The sequence below is a fragment of the Sphingomonas sp. J344 genome (assembly GCF_024700005.1).
In the GTDB taxonomy this organism is placed as follows: Bacteria; Pseudomonadota; Alphaproteobacteria; order Sphingomonadales; family Sphingomonadaceae; genus Sphingomonas.
Map to the genome: position 1 here is coordinate 172,402 of NZ_JAJONB010000002.1, position 21,030 is coordinate 193,431.

At 65.4% G+C, this 21,030-nt stretch carries 23 protein-coding genes and 2 pseudogenes; 10 read left to right on the forward strand and 15 right to left on the reverse strand.

Annotated elements, in window-relative coordinates; translation table 11 throughout:
* Positions 1 to 76: 76 nt before the first annotated feature.
* Genes LRS12_RS16925 through hfq form a run of 3 tightly spaced genes read right to left on the reverse strand, consistent with a single transcriptional unit; the run spans position 77 to position 2,560 of the window.
* Positions 77 to 733 (reverse strand): peptidylprolyl isomerase, encoded by a 657-nt coding sequence (locus tag LRS12_RS16925; protein ID WP_374581434.1) that lies wholly within the window; start codon positions 731 to 733, stop codon positions 77 to 79.
* Complete coding sequence (hflX, locus tag LRS12_RS16930; RefSeq protein ID WP_257845691.1) at positions 730 to 2,022, reverse strand: GTPase HflX; 1,293 nt, start codon at positions 2,020 to 2,022, stop codon at positions 730 to 732. The genes LRS12_RS16925 and hflX overlap by 4 nt, the downstream gene beginning before the upstream one ends.
* A gap of 19 nt (positions 2,023 to 2,041) precedes the next feature.
* On the reverse strand, positions 2,042 to 2,560 hold the full coding sequence (hfq, locus tag LRS12_RS16935) for an RNA chaperone Hfq (protein WP_257846170.1): 519 nt from the start codon (positions 2,558 to 2,560) through the stop codon (positions 2,042 to 2,044).
* Between the two features lie 207 nt (positions 2,561 to 2,767).
* Between hfq and LRS12_RS16940 the strand changes: the two genes are divergently transcribed.
* Positions 2,768 to 3,082: a multidrug efflux SMR transporter gene (locus LRS12_RS16940; RefSeq protein WP_257845692.1), complete on the forward strand. Its 315-nt coding sequence runs from the start codon at positions 2,768 to 2,770 to the stop codon at positions 3,080 to 3,082.
* Between the two features lie 48 nt (positions 3,083 to 3,130).
* Here LRS12_RS16940 and LRS12_RS16945 read toward each other — a convergent pair whose 3' ends face one another.
* The 8 genes from LRS12_RS16945 to LRS12_RS16980 form a co-directional block, all read right to left on the reverse strand.
* Positions 3,131 to 4,501, reverse strand: a complete 1,371-nt coding sequence (locus tag LRS12_RS16945; protein ID WP_257845693.1) for a sigma-54 dependent transcriptional regulator — start codon at positions 4,499 to 4,501, stop codon at positions 3,131 to 3,133.
* A 43-nt stretch (positions 4,502 to 4,544) separates the two neighbouring features.
* The gene (locus tag LRS12_RS16950; protein ID WP_257845694.1) at positions 4,545 to 5,558 is read right to left on the reverse strand and encodes a PAS domain-containing sensor histidine kinase; all 1,014 of its coding nucleotides are present in this window, start codon (positions 5,556 to 5,558) and stop codon (positions 4,545 to 4,547) included.
* Positions 5,473 to 6,765 carry a HAMP domain-containing protein gene (locus tag LRS12_RS16955; RefSeq protein ID WP_257845695.1) on the reverse strand — a complete coding sequence of 431 codons (1,293 nt, stop codon included), beginning with the start codon at positions 6,763 to 6,765 and terminating at the stop codon, positions 5,473 to 5,475. The genes LRS12_RS16950 and LRS12_RS16955 overlap by 86 nt, the downstream gene beginning before the upstream one ends.
* Positions 6,766 to 6,845: 80 nt before the next feature.
* Positions 6,846 to 8,288 carry a nitrogen regulation protein NR(I) gene (gene ntrC, locus LRS12_RS16960; RefSeq protein WP_257845696.1) on the reverse strand — a complete coding sequence of 481 codons (1,443 nt, stop codon included), beginning with the start codon at positions 8,286 to 8,288 and terminating at the stop codon, positions 6,846 to 6,848.
* Positions 8,285 to 8,533 carry a hypothetical protein gene (locus LRS12_RS16965; protein WP_257845697.1) on the reverse strand — a complete coding sequence of 83 codons (249 nt, stop codon included), beginning with the start codon at positions 8,531 to 8,533 and terminating at the stop codon, positions 8,285 to 8,287. The genes ntrC and LRS12_RS16965 overlap by 4 nt, the downstream gene beginning before the upstream one ends.
* A gap of 185 nt (positions 8,534 to 8,718) precedes the next feature.
* Entirely contained in the window at positions 8,719 to 9,822 is a 1,104-nt protein-coding gene (locus LRS12_RS16970; RefSeq protein WP_257845698.1) for a nitrogen regulation protein NR(II), read from the reverse strand.
* On the reverse strand, positions 9,798 to 10,823 hold the full coding sequence (gene dusB, locus LRS12_RS16975) for a tRNA dihydrouridine synthase DusB (protein WP_257846171.1): 1,026 nt from the start codon (positions 10,821 to 10,823) through the stop codon (positions 9,798 to 9,800). Before dusB ends, LRS12_RS16970 begins: the two co-directional genes overlap by 25 nt.
* 133 nt (positions 10,824 to 10,956) lie before the next feature.
* A complete protein-coding gene (locus LRS12_RS16980; protein ID WP_257845699.1) occupies positions 10,957 to 11,274 on the reverse strand; it encodes an HPF/RaiA family ribosome-associated protein in 318 nt (105 codons plus the stop codon).
* Between the two features lie 229 nt (positions 11,275 to 11,503).
* Here LRS12_RS16980 and LRS12_RS16985 point away from each other — a divergent pair.
* From LRS12_RS16985 to LRS12_RS16995, 3 genes and pseudogenes are all read left to right on the forward strand, one after another.
* Positions 11,504 to 12,728: pseudogene (locus tag LRS12_RS16985) on the forward strand (bifunctional 2-C-methyl-D-erythritol 4-phosphate cytidylyltransferase/2-C-methyl-D-erythritol 2,4-cyclodiphosphate synthase).
* Positions 12,729 to 12,816: 88 nt separating this feature from the next.
* A complete protein-coding gene (locus LRS12_RS16990) occupies positions 12,817 to 13,341 on the forward strand; it encodes a hypothetical protein (protein WP_257845700.1) in 525 nt (174 codons plus the stop codon).
* Positions 13,338 to 13,875: pseudogene (locus LRS12_RS16995) on the forward strand (CinA family protein). Before LRS12_RS16990 ends, LRS12_RS16995 begins: the two are co-directional and overlap by 4 nt.
* Here LRS12_RS16995 and LRS12_RS17000 read toward each other — a convergent pair.
* Positions 13,803 to 14,297: a type II toxin-antitoxin system RatA family toxin gene (locus LRS12_RS17000; protein WP_257845701.1), complete on the reverse strand. Its 495-nt coding sequence runs from the start codon at positions 14,295 to 14,297 to the stop codon at positions 13,803 to 13,805. The pseudogene LRS12_RS16995 and the gene LRS12_RS17000 overlap by 73 nt on opposite strands.
* Positions 14,297 to 15,229 (reverse strand): lipoyl synthase, encoded by a 933-nt coding sequence (gene lipA, locus LRS12_RS17005; protein WP_257845702.1) that lies wholly within the window; start codon positions 15,227 to 15,229, stop codon positions 14,297 to 14,299. The genes LRS12_RS17000 and lipA overlap by 1 nt, the downstream gene beginning before the upstream one ends.
* Before the next feature lie 79 nt (positions 15,230 to 15,308).
* On the opposite strand from lipA, the gene LRS12_RS17010 reads away from it, so the two are divergent.
* From LRS12_RS17010 to LRS12_RS17025, 4 genes are all read left to right on the forward strand, one after another.
* Complete coding sequence (locus LRS12_RS17010; protein WP_257845703.1) at positions 15,309 to 15,938, forward strand: carbonic anhydrase; 630 nt, start codon at positions 15,309 to 15,311, stop codon at positions 15,936 to 15,938.
* A 166-nt stretch (positions 15,939 to 16,104) separates the two neighbouring features.
* Entirely contained in the window at positions 16,105 to 17,247 is a 1,143-nt protein-coding gene (locus tag LRS12_RS17015) for a HAMP domain-containing protein (protein ID WP_257846172.1), read from the forward strand.
* 2 nt (positions 17,248 to 17,249) lie between these two features.
* On the forward strand, positions 17,250 to 17,903 hold the full coding sequence (locus tag LRS12_RS17020; protein WP_257845704.1) for a methyl-accepting chemotaxis protein: 654 nt from the start codon (positions 17,250 to 17,252) through the stop codon (positions 17,901 to 17,903).
* 124 nt (positions 17,904 to 18,027) lie between these two features.
* Positions 18,028 to 18,303, forward strand: coding sequence for an acylphosphatase (locus LRS12_RS17025; RefSeq protein ID WP_257845705.1), 276 nt, complete (start codon positions 18,028 to 18,030; stop codon positions 18,301 to 18,303).
* A gap of 10 nt (positions 18,304 to 18,313) precedes the next feature.
* On the opposite strand, the gene LRS12_RS17030 is transcribed toward LRS12_RS17025, so the two are convergent.
* Together LRS12_RS17030 and epsC are read right to left on the reverse strand one after the other, a co-directional pair.
* The gene (locus tag LRS12_RS17030) at positions 18,314 to 18,658 is read right to left on the reverse strand and encodes a DUF2794 domain-containing protein (RefSeq protein ID WP_257845706.1); all 345 of its coding nucleotides are present in this window, start codon (positions 18,656 to 18,658) and stop codon (positions 18,314 to 18,316) included.
* Positions 18,655 to 19,350 carry a serine O-acetyltransferase EpsC gene (gene epsC, locus LRS12_RS17035; RefSeq protein WP_257845707.1) on the reverse strand — a complete coding sequence of 232 codons (696 nt, stop codon included), beginning with the start codon at positions 19,348 to 19,350 and terminating at the stop codon, positions 18,655 to 18,657. The genes LRS12_RS17030 and epsC overlap by 4 nt, the downstream gene beginning before the upstream one ends.
* Positions 19,351 to 19,510: 160 nt before the next feature.
* Here epsC and LRS12_RS17040 point away from each other — a divergent pair, with 160 nt between their 5' ends.
* Positions 19,511 to 20,275, forward strand: a complete 765-nt coding sequence (locus tag LRS12_RS17040; protein ID WP_257845708.1) for a sulfite exporter TauE/SafE family protein — start codon at positions 19,511 to 19,513, stop codon at positions 20,273 to 20,275.
* A gap of 135 nt (positions 20,276 to 20,410) precedes the next feature.
* Positions 20,411 to 20,974, forward strand: coding sequence for an alkyl hydroperoxide reductase subunit C (ahpC, locus tag LRS12_RS17045; protein WP_257845709.1), 564 nt, complete (start codon positions 20,411 to 20,413; stop codon positions 20,972 to 20,974).
* Positions 20,975 to 21,030 lie beyond the last annotated feature (56 nt).

Here is a 21,030-nt window from a genome sequence, read left to right on the forward strand (position 1 = left end):
ATATGGCAACGATGCTGCATCGCAGCAAGTCGCCGCACGATCTTTAGGTGAAATTACGGACGGTTCGTCCCGGACTCTAATCCTTGCGCCAGGGCAGCTGAATCAGCCACGGCTTGGGGCGTCCGGTCGGCTTGGCCTTTCCGTCCAACCGCTCGGCGCGCTGGATACGCACCCGCTCCACGATCATCTGCCCCCGCATCTCCTCTCGCCCGCCCCCGGTCGGCATCGCCAGCATCTTGCGAACCACATCCATTCCGCCGATCACCCGCCCGAACGCGGCATAGCCGAGCTTGCCCGGCCGCGCGTCGAGCGTCGGATTGTCGCCCACCATGATCGAAAAATTGCCGTGCGCCGAATTGGGATCCACCGATCGCGCCATGGAAATCGTGCCGCTCAGATGCTTGATGCCGGTCCTGCTGGTCGGCTCCAGCGGCACAGATGGCAGGATGCGCCGCGCGTCGGTGCCGATCCCGCCCTGGACGAAGCCCTGCTTCGGGTCGCCCTTGCGCCGCGCCGCGCGATAGAAATGCGTGCCTTCCAGCCGCCCGTCATCGACGTAGCGCAGGAAGTTGGCGACCGTCAGCGGCGCGCGCTTCGCATCGAGCGCCACGACGATGCTGCCCGCACTGGTCACCAGCCGCACCCGCACGATCGGCGGCTCGTTCGCCGCCGGCCCGGCAGAGACGAGCAGCATGGCCGCGAAACCCAGCAACACCCCACGCCGTAAACTCATCCGTTGCGGACCTCGAACCGTTCATGGTCCTTGGGTGCCATGCGGACTTCGTAGATCGCGGTTTCGCCGTCGATCCAGTGATCGACTACCTCGCCATGCTGGTGCAGCCACGCCGCGCCTGCCCCATCTCCGGCAGCCAGCGTCACGCGATAGCGGCGATGCCCCAGCGTCAGCCGCGCGGCGACGCGGTCAATCAGCGAATCGACCCCTTCCTCGCTCAGCGCCGACACCGCCAGCACATCGTCGCGCTTGGCCGCCTCTGCCAGCACCTCCGCGCGCCGCTCCTCGTCGAGCAGGTCGAGCTTGTTCCACGCCTCGAACCGCGGCGTCTCCGGCGCGACGCCGATATCCTTGAGCACCGATTCGACATCGTCGCGCTGCGCCTCGCTGTCGGGATGCGCGATGTCGCGGACATGGATCAGCAGGTCCGCCGACACCACTTCCTCCAGCGTCGCTTTGAACGCCGCGACCAGCTGGGTCGGCAGTTCGGAGACGAATCCGACCGTGTCCGACAGGATGGCCTTGTCGATGCCTGGCAGCGAGATCTGCCGCAACGTCGGATCGAGCGTCGCGAACAGCAGATTTTCCGCCATGACGTCAGCGCCGGTCAAGCGATTGAACAGCGTGGATTTTCCGGCATTGGTATAGCCGACCAGCGCGATCACCGGCCATGGCGCACGCTGCCGCCGCTCGCGATGCAGCCCGCGCGTGCGGCTCACCGAATCGAGCTCGCGCTTCAACCGCGCCATGCGGTCGCGGATCAGGCGGCGGTCAGCCTCGATCTGGGTTTCGCCGGGACCACCAAGGAAGCCGAAGCCGCCGCGCTGGCGCTCAAGATGGGTCCAGCTGCGCACCAGTCGCCCCGCCTGATAGTCCAGATGCGCGAGCTCGACCTGCAACCGCCCCTCGGCGGTGCGCGCACGCTCGCCAAAGATCTCGAGGATCAGGCCGGTGCGGTCGATGACCTTGCAGCCAAGCGCGGTCTCCAGATTGCGCTGCTGCACAGGAGTCAGCGCCGCGTCGAACACCGCCAGGGTGAGTTCGCGATCGCGCACCGTCGCGGCCAGCGCGTCGACCTGCCCCGATCCGATCAGCGTGCCCGGCTTGGCCGCGCGGATGCGCAGCGCGACGCGCTCGACCACCTCGACGCCGATCGCGAGCGCAAGGCCAGCGGTCTCCTCCAGACGCGCGTCGGCATCGCGGCTCGATCCGCCAAGGTCAGGATAGACGACGATCGCCCGCGCGCCCCGTGCGAATTCATCGGGGTCGCGGTCAAATCCGGTACTCATCGCTCAGCTTTCAAAAGGCTCAGGCGTCCTCGCCATGATCCGTCAAATCCAGCGGATGTGCCGGCTGAATCGTCGACACCGCGTGCTTGTAGACAAGCTGATACACTCCATCGCGATGCAACAGCATGCAGAACAGGTCGAACGCCGCGATCCCGCCCTGCAGCATCACGCCATTGACCAGGAACATGGTGACATTCTCCTGCTGGCGCTTGACCGCACCGAGGAAAATTTCCTGCAAAACCGGGTTTTTGGACTGGCTGTCCGGAATGGCGTCCACGATCGACGCGACGTCCACCGCACCCGACGGCATGATGGTCGAGATCGCGTGCTTGTAGATCAGCTGCGACTGGCCGTCGCGGCGGAGCAGCACTGAAAAATTGTCGAACCAGGTGACGATGCCTTGCAGCTTCACGCCCTTGACCAGAAACATGGTCACCGGGGTCTTGGACTTGCGAAGCGCGTTGAGGAACAGGTCCTGAAGAGATGTCTGCTTGTCGGCCATGATCAGCTCGCTGTTCTTGGCGGGATTTTCCCGCAATCGCGCCGTTTCCCGGCGTCGGATGCGCGCCACCCAGCGGCGCGGTTGACGGCAATGTAGGGACTGGCCTGGCCAAGGTCCAGAGGTGCCCCTTGCCTCCCCTCTGCGCCCGTCCCATATCGCCCCCAAGCGAGGCCACGTCCTCCCCCGCGCACGCTGCGGGCCTCAAGCCCGGGACGGCCCGGCTCTCTTGCAAAGGAGGGCCAGATGGCCTGGATTGCGTTGCTCGCCGCCGGATTGCTCGAAATCGTCTGGGCGAGCGCCATGAAGCTGTCGGACGGCTTCACCCGCCCCTTCCCCGCCGCGATCACGATCGTCGCGATGATCGCCAGCTTCGCGCTGCTCGCAACGGCAATGCGTCAGCTTCCGCTCGGCACCGCCTATACGATCTGGACCGGCATCGGCGCAGTCGGCGCGTTCGTCGTCGGCATCGCGTTCCTGGGTGAGGCGATCACCCCCGCCCGCCTGCTCGCCGCCGGGCTGATCGTCGGCGGAATCGTGCTGATGAAGCTGACGTCGTAGCGCCCCGCCCCTTCCTCCCATGAGCACGCTCAGCAGAGGAATCGGTGCCTACTCCTCGCGCTCCTCATGGATGCCGAGCAGCTTCAGCTTCCGGTGAAGCGCCGACCGCTCCATCCCGATGAAATGCGCGGTGCGGGAAATATTGCCCGAAAACCGCTTGATCTGGATTCGCAGATATTCGCGCTCGAAACTCTCGCGCGCTTCCTTCAGCGGGGCACCCATGATCGTTGCGGCCCCCATCCCGCCATCCTCGCGGCGGCCGAGAATTTCGGTCGGCAGCATGTCGATGTCGATCCGCCCGATCCGGTCGCCCGGAGCTAGAATTACGGTCGCCTCGACCACGTTACGCAGCTGGCGAACGTTGCCGGGCCATTCATAGCTTTGCAGCGCGACCAGTGCCTCGCCCGAGATTTCCGGCGTCGGCACGCGCCGCTCAGTCGCATAATGCGCCACGAAATGCTCGACCAGCGCGGGAATATCCTCACGCCGTTCGGTCAGTGGCGGAATCTGCACCGGCACGACGTTGAGGCGGTAGAACAGGTCCTCACGGAACCGGCCCTCGGCGATTTCGGTCGTCAGATCGCGGCCCGTCGCGGAGACGACGCGGACATCGACCTTCACCTGACGTTGGCCGCCGACGCGGTTGAACTTCTGTTCGGTCAGCACGCGCAGGATGCGGCCCTGCGTCGCGATCGGCATGTCCGCGATCTCGTCCAGGAACAGCGTGCCTCCATGCGCCTGCTCCAGCAATCCGGGATGGACCAGATTGCCGTCCTCGACGCCAAACAATTCCTCCTCGACTCGCTCGGGGGTCATCCGCGCCGCGCTGACGATCACGAACGGTCCGTCGGCGCGGTTGCTCCATTCGTGCAACAGGCGAGCTGCAACTTCCTTGCCCGTCCCCGGCCCGCCGGTGATCATCACCCGGCTACCCGTCGCTGCCACCCGCTTCAGTGTCGCGCGCACCGTGTTGATCGCTCCCGACGTGCCATGCAGGTCGGTGCCGCGCCCCACCGATGCGCGCAGCGACGCCACCTCGCGTCGCAATTGCTCGGTCTCGGTCGCGCGCTCGACCAGCAGCATCAGCCGCTCGGCCTCGAACGGCTTTTCGATAAAGTCCGATGCGCCGCGCCGGATCGCGGCGACCGCAGTGTCGAGATTCCCATGGCCGGAGAATACCAGCACCGGGATCGACCGATCGCGCTTCTTGATCTCGTCGAGCAGGTCCAGCCCGTCGAGCCGCGACCCCTGAAGCCATACATCCAGCAGTACCAGGCTCGGCCGTCGTTCGGCAATCGCCTCAAGCGCCGCGTCACTGTCGGCGGCGCTCCGGGTTTCGTACCCCTCGTCCTCCAGCACGCCCGCGACCAGTTCGCGGATGTCGGCTTCGTCGTCGACGACCAGGATATCGAGTTTCATCAGTTGGTTCCGTCCTTGGTCCGGGTCAGCGCGGCCATACCCGCTACCCCCGGCTCATTCTCTTCCGGCCCCCCGTGCCCGCCAGCCGCTCCAGCGTCTTGGTGTCGAAGCACAATGTCACCACCGTCCCGCCGCCGGGCCGGTCGGCGAACGCCATCGTGCCGAAATGCTCCTCGACGATCTTCTTGACGATCGCGAGGCCGAGACCCGTGCCGCGTGCGCGCGTCGTCATATAGGGCTCGACGATCCGCTCGCGCTCGGCGGGCAGACCGATGCCATTGTCGCTGATCTCGACCAGCAATTGCGCGTCGGCGGCGCTGCGGATCGTCATCTCGATCTCGCCCTGCTCCCCCTCCTCGCGCGTTTCCACTGCCTCCACCGCCTCGACCGCGTTCTTGACCAGATTGGTCAGCGCCTGCCCCAGCTGGCGGCGGTCGCAGACTAGCGGCGGCAGCATCGCCGGCGCTTCCAGCTTGAAGCGGATCTCGGGCTTGGCGACCTCGTGCAGGAACAATGTCTGGCGCGCGATGTCGATCACCGATTCCTCGCGGAAGATCGGCTTGGGCATCCGCGCGAAGGACGAGAATTCGTCTACCATCCGGCGCAGGTCGCCGACCTGCCGCACGATCGTGTCGGTCAGCTTGGCAAAGGTGCCGTCATCGCTCTCGATCTTCTTGCCATAGCGGCGCTGGAGCCGTTCCGCGGCGAGCTGGATCGGAGTGAGCGGGTTCTTGATCTCGTGCGCAATGCGCCGCGCGACGTCGGACCAGGCGGCGCGGCGCTGGTCGAGCAGTTGCTGGGTGATGTCGTCGAACGTCAGAACTTGCCCCGCCTCGTCGCGGGTGATCTTCACCGCCAGCGTCCGCGCCTCGCCGCCGCTGGTCAGCTGCACGATATCCTCGCGCGTCTCCCCGCCCAGCACCGCGTCCAGCTCGGGCGCCACCTCGGAGAGCAGCTTGCCCACCGGTGCGTCACCGGGGCGCAGCAACGCCATGGCGGAACTGTTGATCAGCCGGATGCGGCGCTCGTCGTCGATCGACAGCACCCCCGCCGTCACCCCCCGACATCACCGCCTCGATCAGCGCGCGGCGGCTTTCGGATTCGGCATTGGCGTCGACCAGCGCATTGGTCTGTTCCTGCAACCTGTCGGTCATCCGGTTGAACGCGGTGGCCAGCGTGCCGATCTCGTCATCCGCCTTGGGCGTTGGCACCCGCGTCGCCAGATCGCCCGCAGCGACATCGCGTGCTGCCTTCACCAGATCTCCCACAGGGCGGACGAGACGGTCGGCAATCTGAAGCGCTACCCATACCGCCACGCTGACGATGAGCAACGAGAGCAGCAACAATGCGACGTTGAACTGAAGCTGGAGCGCGCGTGATCGCTCGGTCAGCGTCTTGTAATCGGCAACGACCGATTCAGCCCGTGTTCTACGTTCCAGCAGGGCCGGGTCCACGACGCGCGCGGCATAAAGATAGGTGTCGCTCGCATTTGCGAAGCGGGTCAGCGCACGGATGCGGCCGCCTGCGTCCTCCACCACGACTGGCCGCTCGCCACGGTTCAGTTGCTTGATCGCTGCCGGGTTGATCTGCTCTTCGAGCAACCGCTCATAGGGATTGAGGATCGCCAGCACGATAATCTCGCCGGTTTGAGTCTGCCGAACGATCGCCGCCTCGGAAAGCTCGCGCTGGGTAGTCTGGACCAGGAAATAGTTGAAGAAGGTCCGGCTATCGATCGGAACGCCTTCCGCAAGTGCGCCTGCGAGATCGATCGCCATTGCCTCTGTATTGGCACCCACGCGCTGCTGGAGGTCGCTGAACCCGCCCACTGCAACTGCCGATGCATTTTCCAGCATCGAGCGCGCCCGGTCGGAAAACCAGAACTCGACATTATACTGGAACAACAGCGACGCGACGATCGAAACGAAGATCGTCGGCACACTCGCCAGGATCGAAAAAATCGCCACCAGCCGCACGTGCAGCCGCGCCCGCCCGCCCAATGGCGACCGCGCCGCGCGCCGCATCGCCACGCGCCGCCCGACCAGCACGATCAGCGCCACCAGCGGAATGAGGTTGCCGACCAGCAGCAGCGCCACGAGCGGCGGGGTCAGCAACCGCTGCGTCCCGCTATTCCCGCTCACCACGAAATAGCTGGTCACGAGCACCGCAAGCGCGATGCCCAGCACCAGCAGCTCGACAAAGGGGGTAATGCTCAGCCGCCAGCGGCGCAGATCGGCGTCAATCTGTGGCTTGGCGGCAACATCCATCGTGACATGGCTACAACAACATTGTTGCCATGAAAACACACTTGTCGCTCGACTTGTCGCTAATCGGGCCAAATCCGCCGCTAGGCGGGATCGTCGATCCGCCCGCCGACATCGATCCCCAGCGTATCCAGCCGCTTGCGCAGCGTATTCCGGTTGATCCCCAGCGCCCGCGCCGCGCGCAGCTGGTTATGCCCGTGACGCGCCAGCATTGCCTCGATCAGCGGGCGTTCGACCTCGCCGATGATACGGTCGTACAGCGTGCCGTCCTCCAGCACCGCCGGCTCCTCCGCCGCCAGCCGGGTCAGCCGCGCGATCACCGCCGCCTCGATCCCCGCATCGCGCGTCGGCGCGGCGAAGCCACTCCCCTCGCCCAGCATCGCCCGCACCGCATCGCCATCGATCCACTCGTCGCGGTGCAGCGCGGCCATGCGCCGCATCAAATTCTCCAGCTCGCGGACATTGCCCGGCCAGTCATGCGCCTCGAGCACCGCGATCGCATCGTCGCCGACATGCTTGCGCGGCAACCCGTCCTCGACCGCACGATCCAGGAAATGCCTCGCCAGCAGCCGCACATCCTGCCGCCGCTCGCGCAACGCCGGCAGCGCGATCGGGACGACGTTGAGGCGGTAGAACAGATCCTCGCGGAACTGCCCGGTCACCACCTGGCCCATCAGATCCTTGTTGGTTGCCGCGACGATGCGCACGTCCGCCCGGATCGCCCGCGCCCCGCCGACCGTGGTGAACTCGCCCGACTGCAGCACGCGCAACAGCCGCGTCTGCGCCTCCATTGGCATGTCGCCGATCTCGTCGAGGAACAGCGTCCCCCCGCTCGCCTGCTCGAACTTCCCCGCCACCCGCGCCGCAGCGCCGGTGAACGCGCCCTTTTCATGCCCGAACAACTCGGCCTCGATCAGCTCGCGCGGGATCGCCGCCATGTTGATCGCGACGAACGGCGCGCGCCGCCGTGGCCCGAGGTCATGGATCGCCTGCGCCACCAGCTCCTTGCCGGTTCCGCTCTCGCCGGTGATCAGTACGGTCAGCTCGTTCGACACCACCCGTGCGATCACGCGATACACATCCTGCATCGCCGGCGACCGCCCGATCAGCGCGACCGCCTGCTCTTCCGACGCAGGCAGGTCGTCTACCAGCCGCCGCCCCCGCGCCAGCGCGCTCGCCACCGTCGCGGTCAGCGCATCCAGGTCGAACGGCTTGGGCAGATAGTCGAACGCCCCCGCCTCGGTCGCGCGCACTGCGGTCGACAGGGTATTCTGCGCCGACAGCACGATCACCGGCACGTCGGGCGTCTCCCCGGTAAAGGTCGCGACGAAATCCAGCCCATTGCCATCGGGCAGCACCACGTCGGTCACCAGCACATCGGGCCGTGCCGCCGCTAGCTCGCGCCGCAGCTCGCCCAGCGATCCCGCCGCCGTCACGCGATGCCCGGCGCGGCGCAGCGCCTGAGTCACCACGGTGCGGATCGCGGCGTCGTCGTCACAGATCAGGATCGATGCCGACACGCTCATGCACTCCGCCCCCGATATTTCGCCAATACGTAAAGGCCGATGCCCATCCAGATCAGGTTGAGCGCCGCCGACGGCAGTGCCCCGCGCACATAGCCGTTGATCAGCATCCCCACCGCGCCGAACACGTTCATCAGCTGATAGGGCACTCCCCGCGCCGCAAGCTTGCCCGCAGACAATAGGCCATAGGCGACCAGCACCAGCCCCGCGCCCGCCCAGCCGACGACATCGACCCAGTCGAGGGTCATGCGACCAGCCCGCAGAGGAAGCGCGCATCAAATAATCCTCCCCCGCCAGGGGGAGGTGGCGCGCGCAGCGCGACGGAGGGGGTGGAAGCACGACGGCAAGAGGCGATAGCGCGAAGCTGTCCTCCCCCTCCGTCAGCCCGCGGCTGCCACCTCCCCCGGGGGGGAGGATAAGTGATGCACCCCCATCAACCGTCCGCCCGCGGCAAGTTGACCCGAAACACCGTCATTTCCGGATCGCCGGCGCGGGCATATTCGACCACCCCGCCCATATCGCGCACCAGCTTTTCCACTAGGGGCAGACCCAGCCCCTTGCCCTCCGGCTTGCCCGACACGAACGGCTCGAACAAATGGCTCGCGATATCCGCCGGCGCACCCGGGCCATTGTCGGTGACGGAAAATTCGATCGGCAACCAGCGGCGCGGCTGATCCGGCCCCGGCCGCATCGCGACGCCATGACGGTATTGGGTGGACAGCACGATCTTCGGATCGGGCGTATCGCGCAGCGCTTCGGCAGCATTCTTCAGCAAATTCATCGCGATCTGAAGGAACGCGTCCTTGTCCATCATCACCGGGGGCAGCGACGGATCGAACCGCTCCTCGATCACCATCCCGCGCGCAAACCCGGCCAGCGCCACGCGGCGGGCATGGTCGAGCAACGGATAGATATTGTGCGGCGCCAGCTTGGGCGGCCGCGTATCGGTGAAATCCTGCATCCGGTCGATCAGCGCGGCGATGCGATCGACTTCGGTCGTAATCAGCTGGGTCAGCTCGGCGCGGGTCTCGGGATCGTCGTCCCCCGCCATCAGCTGTGCCGCGCCGCGAATCCCCGACAGCGGGTTCTTGATTTCATGCGCCAGCATCGCCGCCGCGCCCACCGCCGCGCGCGCGCCCGCGCTGCGATCCGCCCCCACCGACAGCCGGCGCGATGTCGGTGCCTGATGCAACGTCACGATTCGCCAGCCGGGATGCTCGGCAATCGGCTGTTCGACGAAGTCGACGCGGGTGCGTGGCGACCGGGTCGGCTCGATCTCGACATCGAACGCGGCAAAGCCATGCCCGTCGCGCCGCCCGCCATACCCCTCGGGCAGTGCGAAGATGCGATCGAGGCGCTGCCCCAGCATCGCCTTCTCGCTGTGATTGAGCAGATGCTCGCACGCCATATTGGCGCGCACCACGCGGTCCTGCGGGTCGAGCACCAGGGCGGCGACGGGCAACCCGCCGAAAATTTCGGCCAGGTCGGGCTCGCCCGGCTGCGGTGGCGGCCTCAGGCCGCTTCGCGTGACGGCCATGATCCCAGCGCAGGCATGCCGCGGAACGGCGCGTAGAAGTCGTCGAGCATGCCCAGCACCGTCGCCGCCTTGGGTTCCTGGTTCACCTTGTTGCGGAACTCGGCCGAACCGGGCAGCCCCTTGGTGTACCACCCGATATGCTTGCGCATCAGATTGACGCCGGTCATCTCACCATAATGATCCAGCATCATCGCGTAATGCTCTGCAATCAGGGCATATTGTTCGTCGATATCCGGGTCCGGCCGATCGCCCGCGCCGGACAGCGCGTCCATCACCTGCCGCAGCACCCACGGCTTGCCATAGGCCCCGCGCCCGATCATCACGCCGTCCGCGCCCGATTGCGCCAGCGCGGTGCGCGCATCCTCGATCGTGCAGATGTCGCCATTGACGATCACCGGGATCGACACCGCGTCCTTGACCTTGCGCACGAACGCCCAGTCGGCGCTGCCCTTGTACATCTGGTTGCGGGTGCGGCCGTGGACCGTTACCATCTTCGCGCCCAGTTCTTGGGCAACGCGCGCCAGTTCGGGCGCATTCAGGCTATCATGGCACCAGCCCATGCGCATCTTCACCGTCACCGGCACGCTGACGGCCTTGACACACGCCTCGATCAGCTTGGCGGCAAGATCCGGCACCCGCATCAGCGCCGATCCGGCATCGCCATTGGTCACCTTGCGCACCGGACAGCCCATATTGATGTCGATGATCGCCGCCCCGCGATCCTCGTTCAGCTTCGCCGCCTCGCCCATCTCATAGGGGGTACAGCCGACCAGCTGCATCGACACCGGCTCCTCGATCGGATCCCACGCCGCCTTCTGCACCGATTGCCGCGTCTCGCGGATCGCCGCCTGGCTCGCGATCATCTCGGTGACGTTCAGCCCCGACCCATAGCGCCGCACCAGTCGTCGGAACGGCAGATCGGTGACGCCCGTCATCGGCGCCAGAATCACCGGCGTCTCGACCGTCACCGGCCCGACCTGGATGGGTTTGAGCATTGTCATCTGTGCCTGAAATTTAGGCACGGGCCGATACAGGGGCAAGGGCGGGGATGCAAGCGGGACCGCATGAGCCCCTCTCTTTAAGCCCTCCCACTTACGGGGGGCGGAGGTCTTTGTCTGACCGAAGCGCACCTGCTCAGCGAACCCGATCAGCCTTCCCGAAATCGCTATCCAGTCGCATCACCAGTTTCTTCAACGCGCCATTGATCGCCGCCTCCGGCTTGGCACCGCGGTCGGTCACCGCAACCGGCTGACCTCCCGCCGGCCGCGCCTCGATCGCCGCCTCGACACCCTCGGCACCATTGGTCGTCCCGTCGATATCCCGAACATGCACCTCGACGCGTGTCAGCCGCCCCTCAAACCGCGCCAGCCGCTCGCGCACTCGCGCTTCGCTCTGTTCAGCCATGGCGTCGGTGCCGTCGATCCGGTTGTCGCTGTTGAACTGGAAATCCATGCATACCTCTCTGGTTGGTGGGTTGCATGAAGGACGCCTCAGTGCAGGAGATCGTTCCCGGCCAAGCCGTCGCTGCCCCGCTTTCCTACAAGCGCCCCAATCGCTAGGCAGGCCGAATGCAGACCGCACGATCCACCCAGCAAATCGGCACAGCAGGCGCGTTTCCGTCACGCGGCGGTCGCGCCGCCGTCGCTTCGTGGCGCAACGCGGTTGCGCACCTGTCGCGCCAATGTCGGACAAGCGTCGCCGACCCGTCCAAACCCGTCGCGTCTGTGACGCGCAGCAGTCGCGCGACCGTCGCATCATGACCACCGCAGTCATCATCGTCGCCGCCGGAAAAGGTATCCGCGCGGGCGGAACTGTTCCCAAACAGTTCGCGATTCTCTGCGGAAAACCCATGCTTGAACATAGTGTTACCGCACTATCCTGCCACCCGATGATAACCCAAGCCATCATCGTCTTCGGCGAAGGACAGCACGACCACGTCCGCGATATATCGCTCGAAAACGTCAGCTTCGTCGAAGGCGGGGCCGAGCGCCGCGACTCGGTCCGCGCCGGGCTGGAGGCACTCGACGGCCAGGGCGTCACCCGCGTCCTGATCCACGACGCCGCCCGCCCCTTCATCCCGACCGCAGTGATCGACGCCCTGCTCGCGGCGCTCGATCAAGACCCGGGCGCCGTCCCCGTCCTCCCCGTCGCCGACACACTCGCAAGGGGCACCGAAATCCTCGGCGACAATGTCCCCCGCGCCGGACTCAACCGCATCCAGACGCCGCAAGCCTTCCACTTCGACGCCATCCTCGCCGCCCACCGCGCCTGGCCAACGGACGAAGAAGCCACCGACGACGCCCAGATGCTCCGCCGCGCGGGCCATGACGTCGCTCTCGTTCCCGGAGACGCAATGCTCGAAAAGATCACCCACCCCGCGGATTTCGCCGCGGCTGAGGCGCGCCATGCCGCCGGCCTGATCTCCCGGTCGGCGATGGGGTACGACGTCCACCGGCTCCAGGCGGGCGAGGAACTGTGGCTCGGTGGCATGCTGATCCCGCATGACAAGGGGCTGGCGGGGCACAGCGACGCCGATGTCGCGCTCCACGCGATCACCGACGCCTTGCTCGGCACGATCGGCGCAGGGGATATCGGGATGCACTTCCCCCAGCGACCCGCAGTGGCGCGGCGCGGCGTCCGACCGCTTCCTCGACCACGCTGCAACCCTCGTCCGGGCACAGGGGGGCATCATCGACTTCATCGACCTGACGCTGATCTGTGAAGCCCCCAAGATCGGCCCCCATCGTGACACGATCCGCGCCCGCATCGCCCAAATCCTGAACCTGCCCGTCGCCAAGGTCAGCCTCAAGGCCACCACCACGGAACGCCTCGGCTTTACCGGTCGCGGCGAGGGGATCGCGGCACAGGCTATCGCAACGATCCGTATCCCCGATCGGATCGAATAAAGTGCCCCGGTTCAGGCTCAGCTACGGTCCGCGTATCTACAACACCCTGATGATGCCGCCGCGTCGCGGCCGCTGACGGAGTAAGTTCATGCGTATCCGCCGCCTTGCCGCCACCACCCTGCTCTGGACCGGCCTCGCCGCGTCCAGCGTTCAGGCCCAGCCGCGCCCCTGCCTCACCGATGGCGAGGCGGAGGCGCTGTTTCAGGTGCTGTTGCCCGACATGGTGGCGGAAATGGGCCGCGTCTGCACCGCCCTCCCCGCCTCCGCTTTCCTCCGCCGCCCCAACCCCGCCTTCGCCGCCCGCCTTCAGTCGGGCGTCGCCCCCGCCCTGCCCGCCGCGCGCGGCGGCATCGCCAAGCTGCTCGGTCCGGACATGCAGGCGATCGCCGGGTCGATGTTCGTCCTCCCCGCGATCAAGGTGATCATGGTGCCGCTCGCCGGACAGATGATCGAACCGGCTGATTGCCCGAAGCTCGACAAGATCGTCGCCAATCTCGCACCCCTGCCCCCGAAGAATCTGGCGGGCGTGTTCGTTGGCATGGCACAGCTCGACGCCGACCGTCGAAAAAACGGGCCAAAGCTGCCGCTTTGCCCTATGGCCCGGCCCAAATGATGGACACGATTCTTCCCGCTGATCTTGTCGCTGCCGCACGCCGCGTCGTCGACACCAACCGCGCTGCCGGCCGCACCGTCGCGGTCGCGGAAAGCTGCACCGGCGGCCTGGTCAGCGCGGCGATCACCGAAATTCCCGGCTCGTCCGAAGTGCTCGTCGCCGGTTTCGTCACCTATTCCAACGAAGCCAAGGTCAAGGAACTGAAGGTCAGCGGTGACGTCCTTGAAACCTTCGGTGCCGTGTCGATCGCCACCGCCTGGAGCATGGCCCAGGGCGCTCTGGAGGAAAGCGGGGCGGATGTTGCAGTCGCGATCACCGGTATCGCCGGTCCCGGCGGCGGGAGCGAAAAAGAAGCCCGTAGGCCATGTCGTCTTTGCCCGGGCCGAGAAGGATGCCGATCCTGACGTGGTTGTCGCCGACACTCGCGAATTCGGCGATATCGGCCGCGGCGGCGTGCGTCTTCAGGCCGCGTTGTGCGCGCTCGAACTGCTGCTGCCGGGAGAGCCCGCTGCGCCCGAAGTCGAATCGCCATAAAGCGCGGCGGCGCGCGTCTCGAAGGCGCCGATCATCATCCTCAGCGCACGATCGAATACCTGCCCCGCCAGCATCTCGAACACCCGGTTCTTGAACGCAAAATCCACCTCGAAGTCGACCAGCACCCCGCCTTCGCCATCCGGCCGGAATTTCCAGTCGTTATGCAGATGCTTCAGCGGACCTTCGAGATAATCGACCCGGATATGTCCCGGGCGCTGCTTCTCGACCCGGCTGGTAAAGGTTTCCCGCAGGCTCTTGAACCCGACCATCAGATCCGCCACCATCTCGGTCTCGCTGTCCGACCGGACCCGCACCGCGCTGACCCATGGCAGGAACTCGCCATAGCGCCCGACATCGGCAACCAGGTCGAACATCTGCTCCGGCGTATAGGGCAGGCGCCGGGTCTCGGCATGGCGCGGCATCAGGCGGTCACCACCGCCTTCGCCAGCTTGGCATCGCGCGCCGCTTTCATTTTCGCGAAATCGTCGCCAGCATGATAGCTCGACCGCGTCAGCGGCGAGGATGCGACCAGCAGGAACCCCTTGGCCCGCGCGATCGCCGCATAGGCGTCGAACGCCGCGGGGGTGATGAAATCCTGCACCTTGGCGTGGCGCGGGGTCGGCTGGAGATACTGTCCCATCGTCAGGAAATCGATGTCCGCGCTGCGCATGTCGTCCATCACCTGATGGACCTCCAGCCGCTCTTCGCCCAGCCCCAGCATGATGCCCGACTTGGTGAAGATCGACGGATCGAGCTTCTTGACCTGCTCCAGCAGCCGGATCGACGCGTAGTAACGCGCGCCCGGGCGGATCGTCGGATAAAGCCGCGGAACGGTCTCGAGATTGTGGTTATAGACGTCCGGCCGCGCCGCGACGATCATCTCGACCGCTGCCTCATGCTTGTTGCGAAAGTCCGGCGTCAGGATTTCGATCGTCGTGGTCGGCGACGCCTTGCGGATCGCCTCGATCACCTTGACGAACTGCTTCGCCCCGCCATCGGGCAGGTCGTCGCGGTCGACCGAGGTGATGACGATATGCTCCAGCCCCATCTGCACCGCCGCATCGGCGACGTTGTTCGGCTCCATCGGATCGACCGCACGCGGCATGCCGGTCTTGACGTTGCAGAAGGCACAGGCGCGGGTGCAGGTGTCACCCAGAATCATCACCGTCGCGTGCTTCTTGCTCCAGCACTCGCCGATATTCGGGCACGCCGCCTCTTCGCAGACCGTGGTCAGGCTTTTCGAGCGCATCAGCGCACGGGTCGCGGCAAAGCCGGCGGAGGTCGGTGCCTTGACGCGGATCCAGTCAGGCTTGCGCTGGCGCTCCGGGCGCGCGACGGGAGTCGGATCGTTCATGCGGCGCAGATAGCGATCCAGCGCCCCGCTTGCCAGCCCTTACGGCCTGCGCCAATGGAGGCCCAAATTGGGAGGCCGCATGACTCACTTCACCGATCTCGTCGATGGCTATCATCGCTTCCGTTCCGCCGACTATCGCCGACAGCGCGAGCGTTGGGCGCAGCTGGCCGAAGGGCAGAGCCCAAAGGTGATGGTGATCGCCTGTTCCGACAGCCGCGTAGAACCCGCCCAGATTTTCGACTCGCTGCCAGGCGAAATCTTCGTCGTACGCAACGTTGCCAACCTCGTCCCCCCGTTCGAGAATGACGGCGGCCGCCACGGCGTTTCTGCCGCGCTGGAGTTTGCGGTGACTAAGCTGGAGGTCGAGGAGATCGTGGTAATGGGTCACGGCATGTGCGGCGGCGCGCATGCTGCACTGACCGAGATGTTCCAGGACAGTCCCCCGGGTGACGGCGGCTTCGTCCACGCATGGGTCAGCCTGCTCGATGAAGCGCGTGAGCGGGTGAAGGCAAAATATGGCAGCGGCCCGGAAGCTTCGCGCGAAATGGAGCTGGAAACGGTCCGCACCTCGATCGCGAATCTGCGCACCTTCCCCTTCATCCCCACCCGCGAGGCGGCGGGCAAGCTGACGATCCACGGCGCTTATTTCGCGATCAGCGACGGGGTGCTGCACCTGATGGACGAGGACGGCGAGTTCCAGGCCGCGTGAGGTTCGCGCCAGCTACAGGTCAATAAGGAAATCCCCTTAGAACCTAATACTTAGTCGACGAAATAAAACGACCATTCGTGTTGGAAAAGGGCGCCGCCGCGCCCGCCGCTCGTCCGCTTCTTCTACCATGTTCAGGCATGAGAGAAGGTGGACGGGGTTGAACGAGATGACGATTACAAAGCTGGTCAAGCGCGGCGCAGCGGGCTTGCTTGTGCTGCTGTTCGTAGGTGGTGCCATAATCGGATGGCAGATCAACGCTGTTCGCATGGGCGGCGCAATGCATCTGGAATCGCGTCAGATGTCGGATTTGATCGCCGATATCCTCCCGCCCCCCGAATATATCATCGAGCCCTATCTTGAGGCGTCGCTGATCGTGATCGACCCAACCAGTGTCGCTGCGGCCAGCGCGCGACTGCAAAAGCTTCGCACCGTGTACGAGCAACGGCGCGCCTATTGGCAATCGTCGACACTGCCCGACCGGATCAAGGCCGACATTCTCGAAAAGTCGGATCCACCGGCACAGCAATTCTGGACCATTCTCGAAACGCGCTTCCTGCCCGCAGCGCGCTCAGGCAATCGTCCTGCGATGGAGGTGGCTTATCGCGACCTTCGGGGTGTCTATGCCCAGCATCGCGCGGCGATCGATGCCCTGGTCGTCGATGCGACCGACCATCAGGCCAAGGTTGAGTCCAGCGCGGCGACGATGGAAGTGACGATGGTCGTCATGCTATCGCTTCTGGCGCTCACTCTGCTGGGTGCCGTCGCCGGATCAATCTGGTTCCTGATCCGCCGCATCATCACGCCCATGGCTGAATTGTCCACAACCACCTCTGAAATGGCCGAAGGGGCAACTGTTACCATCCCGCATACCGACCGGAGCGATGAACTGGGCGACATCGCCCACGCACTGGAGCGCTTCGCCTCCGCCGCGCAGGAGCGGCGGGCCGAGGATGCCGGTCGGCTGCGTGAGCAGCAGATCGTCAATCGGCATCTGGGCGAGCGGTTGGAGGCCCTGCGGAGCGGCGACCTGACCCAGACGATTGATGCCGATTTCCCCGCTGCCTATGCTGGGCTGCGCGACAATTTCAACGCCGCCATTTGTGCACTGCGCGGCATGGTCCATGCGGTCCACGCCAGTGCGGACTCGATCGGAAACGGTGCGACCGAAATTGCCAGGGCGACCGAGGATCTCGCGCGCCGCACGGAGGCGAGCGCCGCCAATCTGGAACAGACCAACGCCGCACTCCAGCAGGTCAGCGCTCGGCTGCAAGTAGCAAGAGATTCTACCAGCCAGACGCGCGCGCGCTGACGATGCGACCCGCGCGGTCTGCGAAGGGCGCGCGACCGGCGAACCATGCGGCTGCGACGATGGATTGGGTGTCGCAGCGTGCCGAAGACATCGGATCGGTAATCGAAGGGCTCGACAAGATCGCGTTCCAGACCCGCGTTCTTGCGATGAACGCCGCTGTCGAGGCGGGTAATGCTGGCGAAGCCGGCCGTGGCTTTGCGGTCGTCGCCGACCTGGTTTCGGCGCTGGCAGTGCGCGCCGAGGAAGAGGCGAAGCGCGTGCGCGAGCTTATCACCGAAACGCGGAGCGAAGTGCAGGTTGCTGCCGAAGCGGTTCAGCGCATGGACGCGTCGCTGATCGCCATCGCCAGTGATGTTGATGCAGTTCACAGCCTGCTCGTCCACCTGCACGAGGACAGCGAACAGCAATCCCGCGCCGTGAGCGAGATCGCGTCCGCGATGGTGACGCTCGACGGTGCGACGCAACAGAATGCGGCGATGGTCGAGCAGGCCTCTGCCGCAGCCGACACGCTTTCCGATGAAGTCCTGACGCTGAATCGACATGCGCGCGCGTTCGAGTTTGAACGCCGTAAGCGCGATTTGCCCGTTGCGCTTGATCGCCGCGCGCGGGGGCGTCAGGCAGGGCACACGAACCCACCGCGGATATCGGCGGCCTGAGAAGGGCATTCCGCGCCGAACCGCCCTGCGATTGCGCCGGGGAGGACTGTCTGCGACTGCCTTGTCCGGACTATGACTTCATCGTGCGCAGCGGAGGCGCATGTGTAAGCGGGGATTACCAGGAATGACGGCACAGCGTTTGCTGATCGAGGGACGCGTCCAGCGCGTCGGCTATCGCGACTGGGCGGTGCGCACCGCCCGCCAATTGGGGGTAACAGGATGGGTCCGTAACCTTCAGGACGGTCGAGTGGAGATTCTGGCGGATGGCGAGGATGTCGCGCTCGACACGTTCGTCGACCGCTGCCGCGAAGGACCGAACATGGCCGCAGTCGAGCGCGTCGATGCGCACCCGGCAGAACTGGGCAATGTGAAAGGATTCACCAAGCGGTTTACCGCCTGAAGGCGCAGCCTCAGTCCTCGACCAGCTTCATGAGCCGGCGTTCGACTGGGGCCAGCACCGGGCCAAGCTCATGCCCGCGCTTGAGCACCGCGCCGGCCTCATTCACCAATGCCCACATGCCTTGCCGGTTGCGCAACGCGGGGCGCTTCTCGACGCGAAATTCGGGGCGCTCGGCGGTGCGGCGAAAGGCGGCGAACACCGCTGCCTCACGGCCCAGGTCGATCGCATAGTCCTTCCAGTGTCCAGCCGCGACCATGCGACCATAAAGGTCAAGGATGCGTGCCAGCTCCGCGCGATCGAACCCGACTTGGGTCGGCGTGCCGCGCGACGGAAATGGGGTGACGTTCGCGCTCACGCCCGGTCGCGCTGCTCCGGCTTGCCCTCGGTGGCGCGCTCGGCCAGCAGGTCGTCGAGCCGTTTGCGCAGCGTCTCCAGCTCGCAACGCATGATCTCCAGCTTCTGGGTCGACGGATCGTACAGCTCGCTGCACGGTGTGCCGTAAGGAACGAAGTCCTTCTTCCACGCCTCCGCCTCGACCAATGTCGGCTTGGCGGGGATGCCGACCATTACCGCGCCCTCCGGCACATCCTTCGTCACCACAGCGTTCGCGCCGACGCGCGCGCGCGCGCCGACGGTGATCGGTCCCAGCACCTGCGCGCCCGATCCGATGATGACCCCGTCCGACAATGTCGGGTGGCGCTTGCCCGCGACGCCATTGTCCGGACTGGTCCCGCCCAGCGTAACACATTGGTAGATGGTTACATCGTCGCCGATTTCCGCCGTCTCGCCGATCACGACGAAGCCGTGGTCGATGAAGAAGTTGCGTCCGATCGTCGCGCCGGGATGAATGTCGATCGCGGTCATCCAGCGCGACAGATGATTCACCACCCGCGCCAGGAAGAACAGCCGGCCGCGGAACAGGCGATGCGCAACACGATGCCAGAATACCGCCCAGACGCCCGGGTAAAGCAGTATTTCGGCACGGCTACGCGGCGCGGGGTCGCGTGCTCGAATCGAATCCAGATAGGCTGTCAGACCGCCGAACATCGCTACGCCCCTTTATCTTCGGACAGATATTTAGGCGGTCGCGGCTCCCATTTCCAGCGCGCGACGTTTATGGCTTGAGGCGTCTAAACACTATGTATCTTGTGGGAATTGGCCCGCATGGCCAAACCGGGCGACCAGATGGACTGCGAGAGGTGCGTGAATGTTTGAAGGGATCGACTTCCAGGCCCTGCTCCCGTTCATCGCCGTCGGCTTCGCCGCGCAGATCGTCGATGGCGCGCTGGGTATGGCATTCGGGGTGATCTCGAGCACCCTGCTGGTCAGCGTTCTCGGCGTCCCGCCGGCGACCGCATCCGCCGGTGTCCACCTTGCCGAATGCTTCACGACCGGCGTGTCGGGCATCAGCCATGCGATCCACAAGAATGTGAACTGGAAGCTGTTCTTCCGTTTGTTGATCCCCGGTGTGATCGGTGGAGTGACGGGCGCTTACCTGCTCAGCACGCTCGATGCATCTGTGACGAGGCCCTATGTGATGGCCTACCTCGCGCTGATCGGCGTGTATCTGCTGTGGCGCGGCATCAGCTTTCCCACACGCCATCATCGCGAACCGAAGATCGTTGAGCCATTGGGACTTGCCGGGGGCTTTCTTGACGCGGCGGGCGGCGGCGGCTGGGGGCCCGTAGTGACCAGCAACTTGCTGATCCAGGGGACGCAGCCGCGCTACACGATCGGCACGGTCAACAGCGTCGAGTTCTTCCTTACCCTGTCCGTCTCGATCACCTTCATCTTCCATCTCGGCTTTTCCGCCTTCACCGAAGCGGTTATCGGCCTGCTGATTGGCGGCGTGATCGCGGCGCCCTTCGGCGCGATCCTGGCCAAGCGCGTGCCGACCAAGACGCTGCTGATTCTGGTCGGCGTCGTTCTGACCGTGACGAGCAGCTATAGCGTCTATCGCGCGCTCACTTGAGCTTCGATCAATTCCGCTCGATTGAGTGATTTGTTCGATCACGGACAGCGACACTTCCAATTTGGAAGTGCTGCGGCGCACCCTATATGCCGCATCGCACAAGCTGCACTGCACAATCCACAGGAGAACAGAAACATGGCGCTCATCGGTAGCGAGCTGAAGCCGTTCACGGCAACCGCGTTCAAGCAAGGCAAGTTCGTCGAGGTCACCGACGCCGACGTGCGCGGCAAGTGGGCGGTGTTCTTCTTCTACCCGGCCGACTTCACCTTTGTCTGCCCGACCGAGCTGGAGGATCTCGCTGACATCTACCCGACCCTGCAGAAGATGGGCGTCGAGGTCTATTCGGTGTCGACCGACACGCATTTCAGCCACAAGGCGTGGCACGACACCTCGCCCGCGATCGGCAAGATCAACTATTACATGCTGGGCGACCAGAACCACAATCTGTCGAAGAACTTCGACGTTCTGCGTGAGGGCCAGGGTCTGGCGGACCGCGGCACCTTCGTGATCGACCCGGAAGGCGTGATCCAGCTGGTCGAGATCACCAGCGAAGGCGTCGGCCGTAACGCGGCCGAGCTGCTCCGCAAGATCAAGGCGGCTCAGTATATCGCGGCGCATCCGGGCGAAGTCTGCCCGGCCAAGTGGGAAGAAGGCGAAACCACCCTCGCCCCGTCGCTCGATCTGGTCGGCAAGATCTGACGCAACCTGGGGCACCCACCTCCCCCCCTCGTCGGGTGCCCTATGCGACCCGGGGT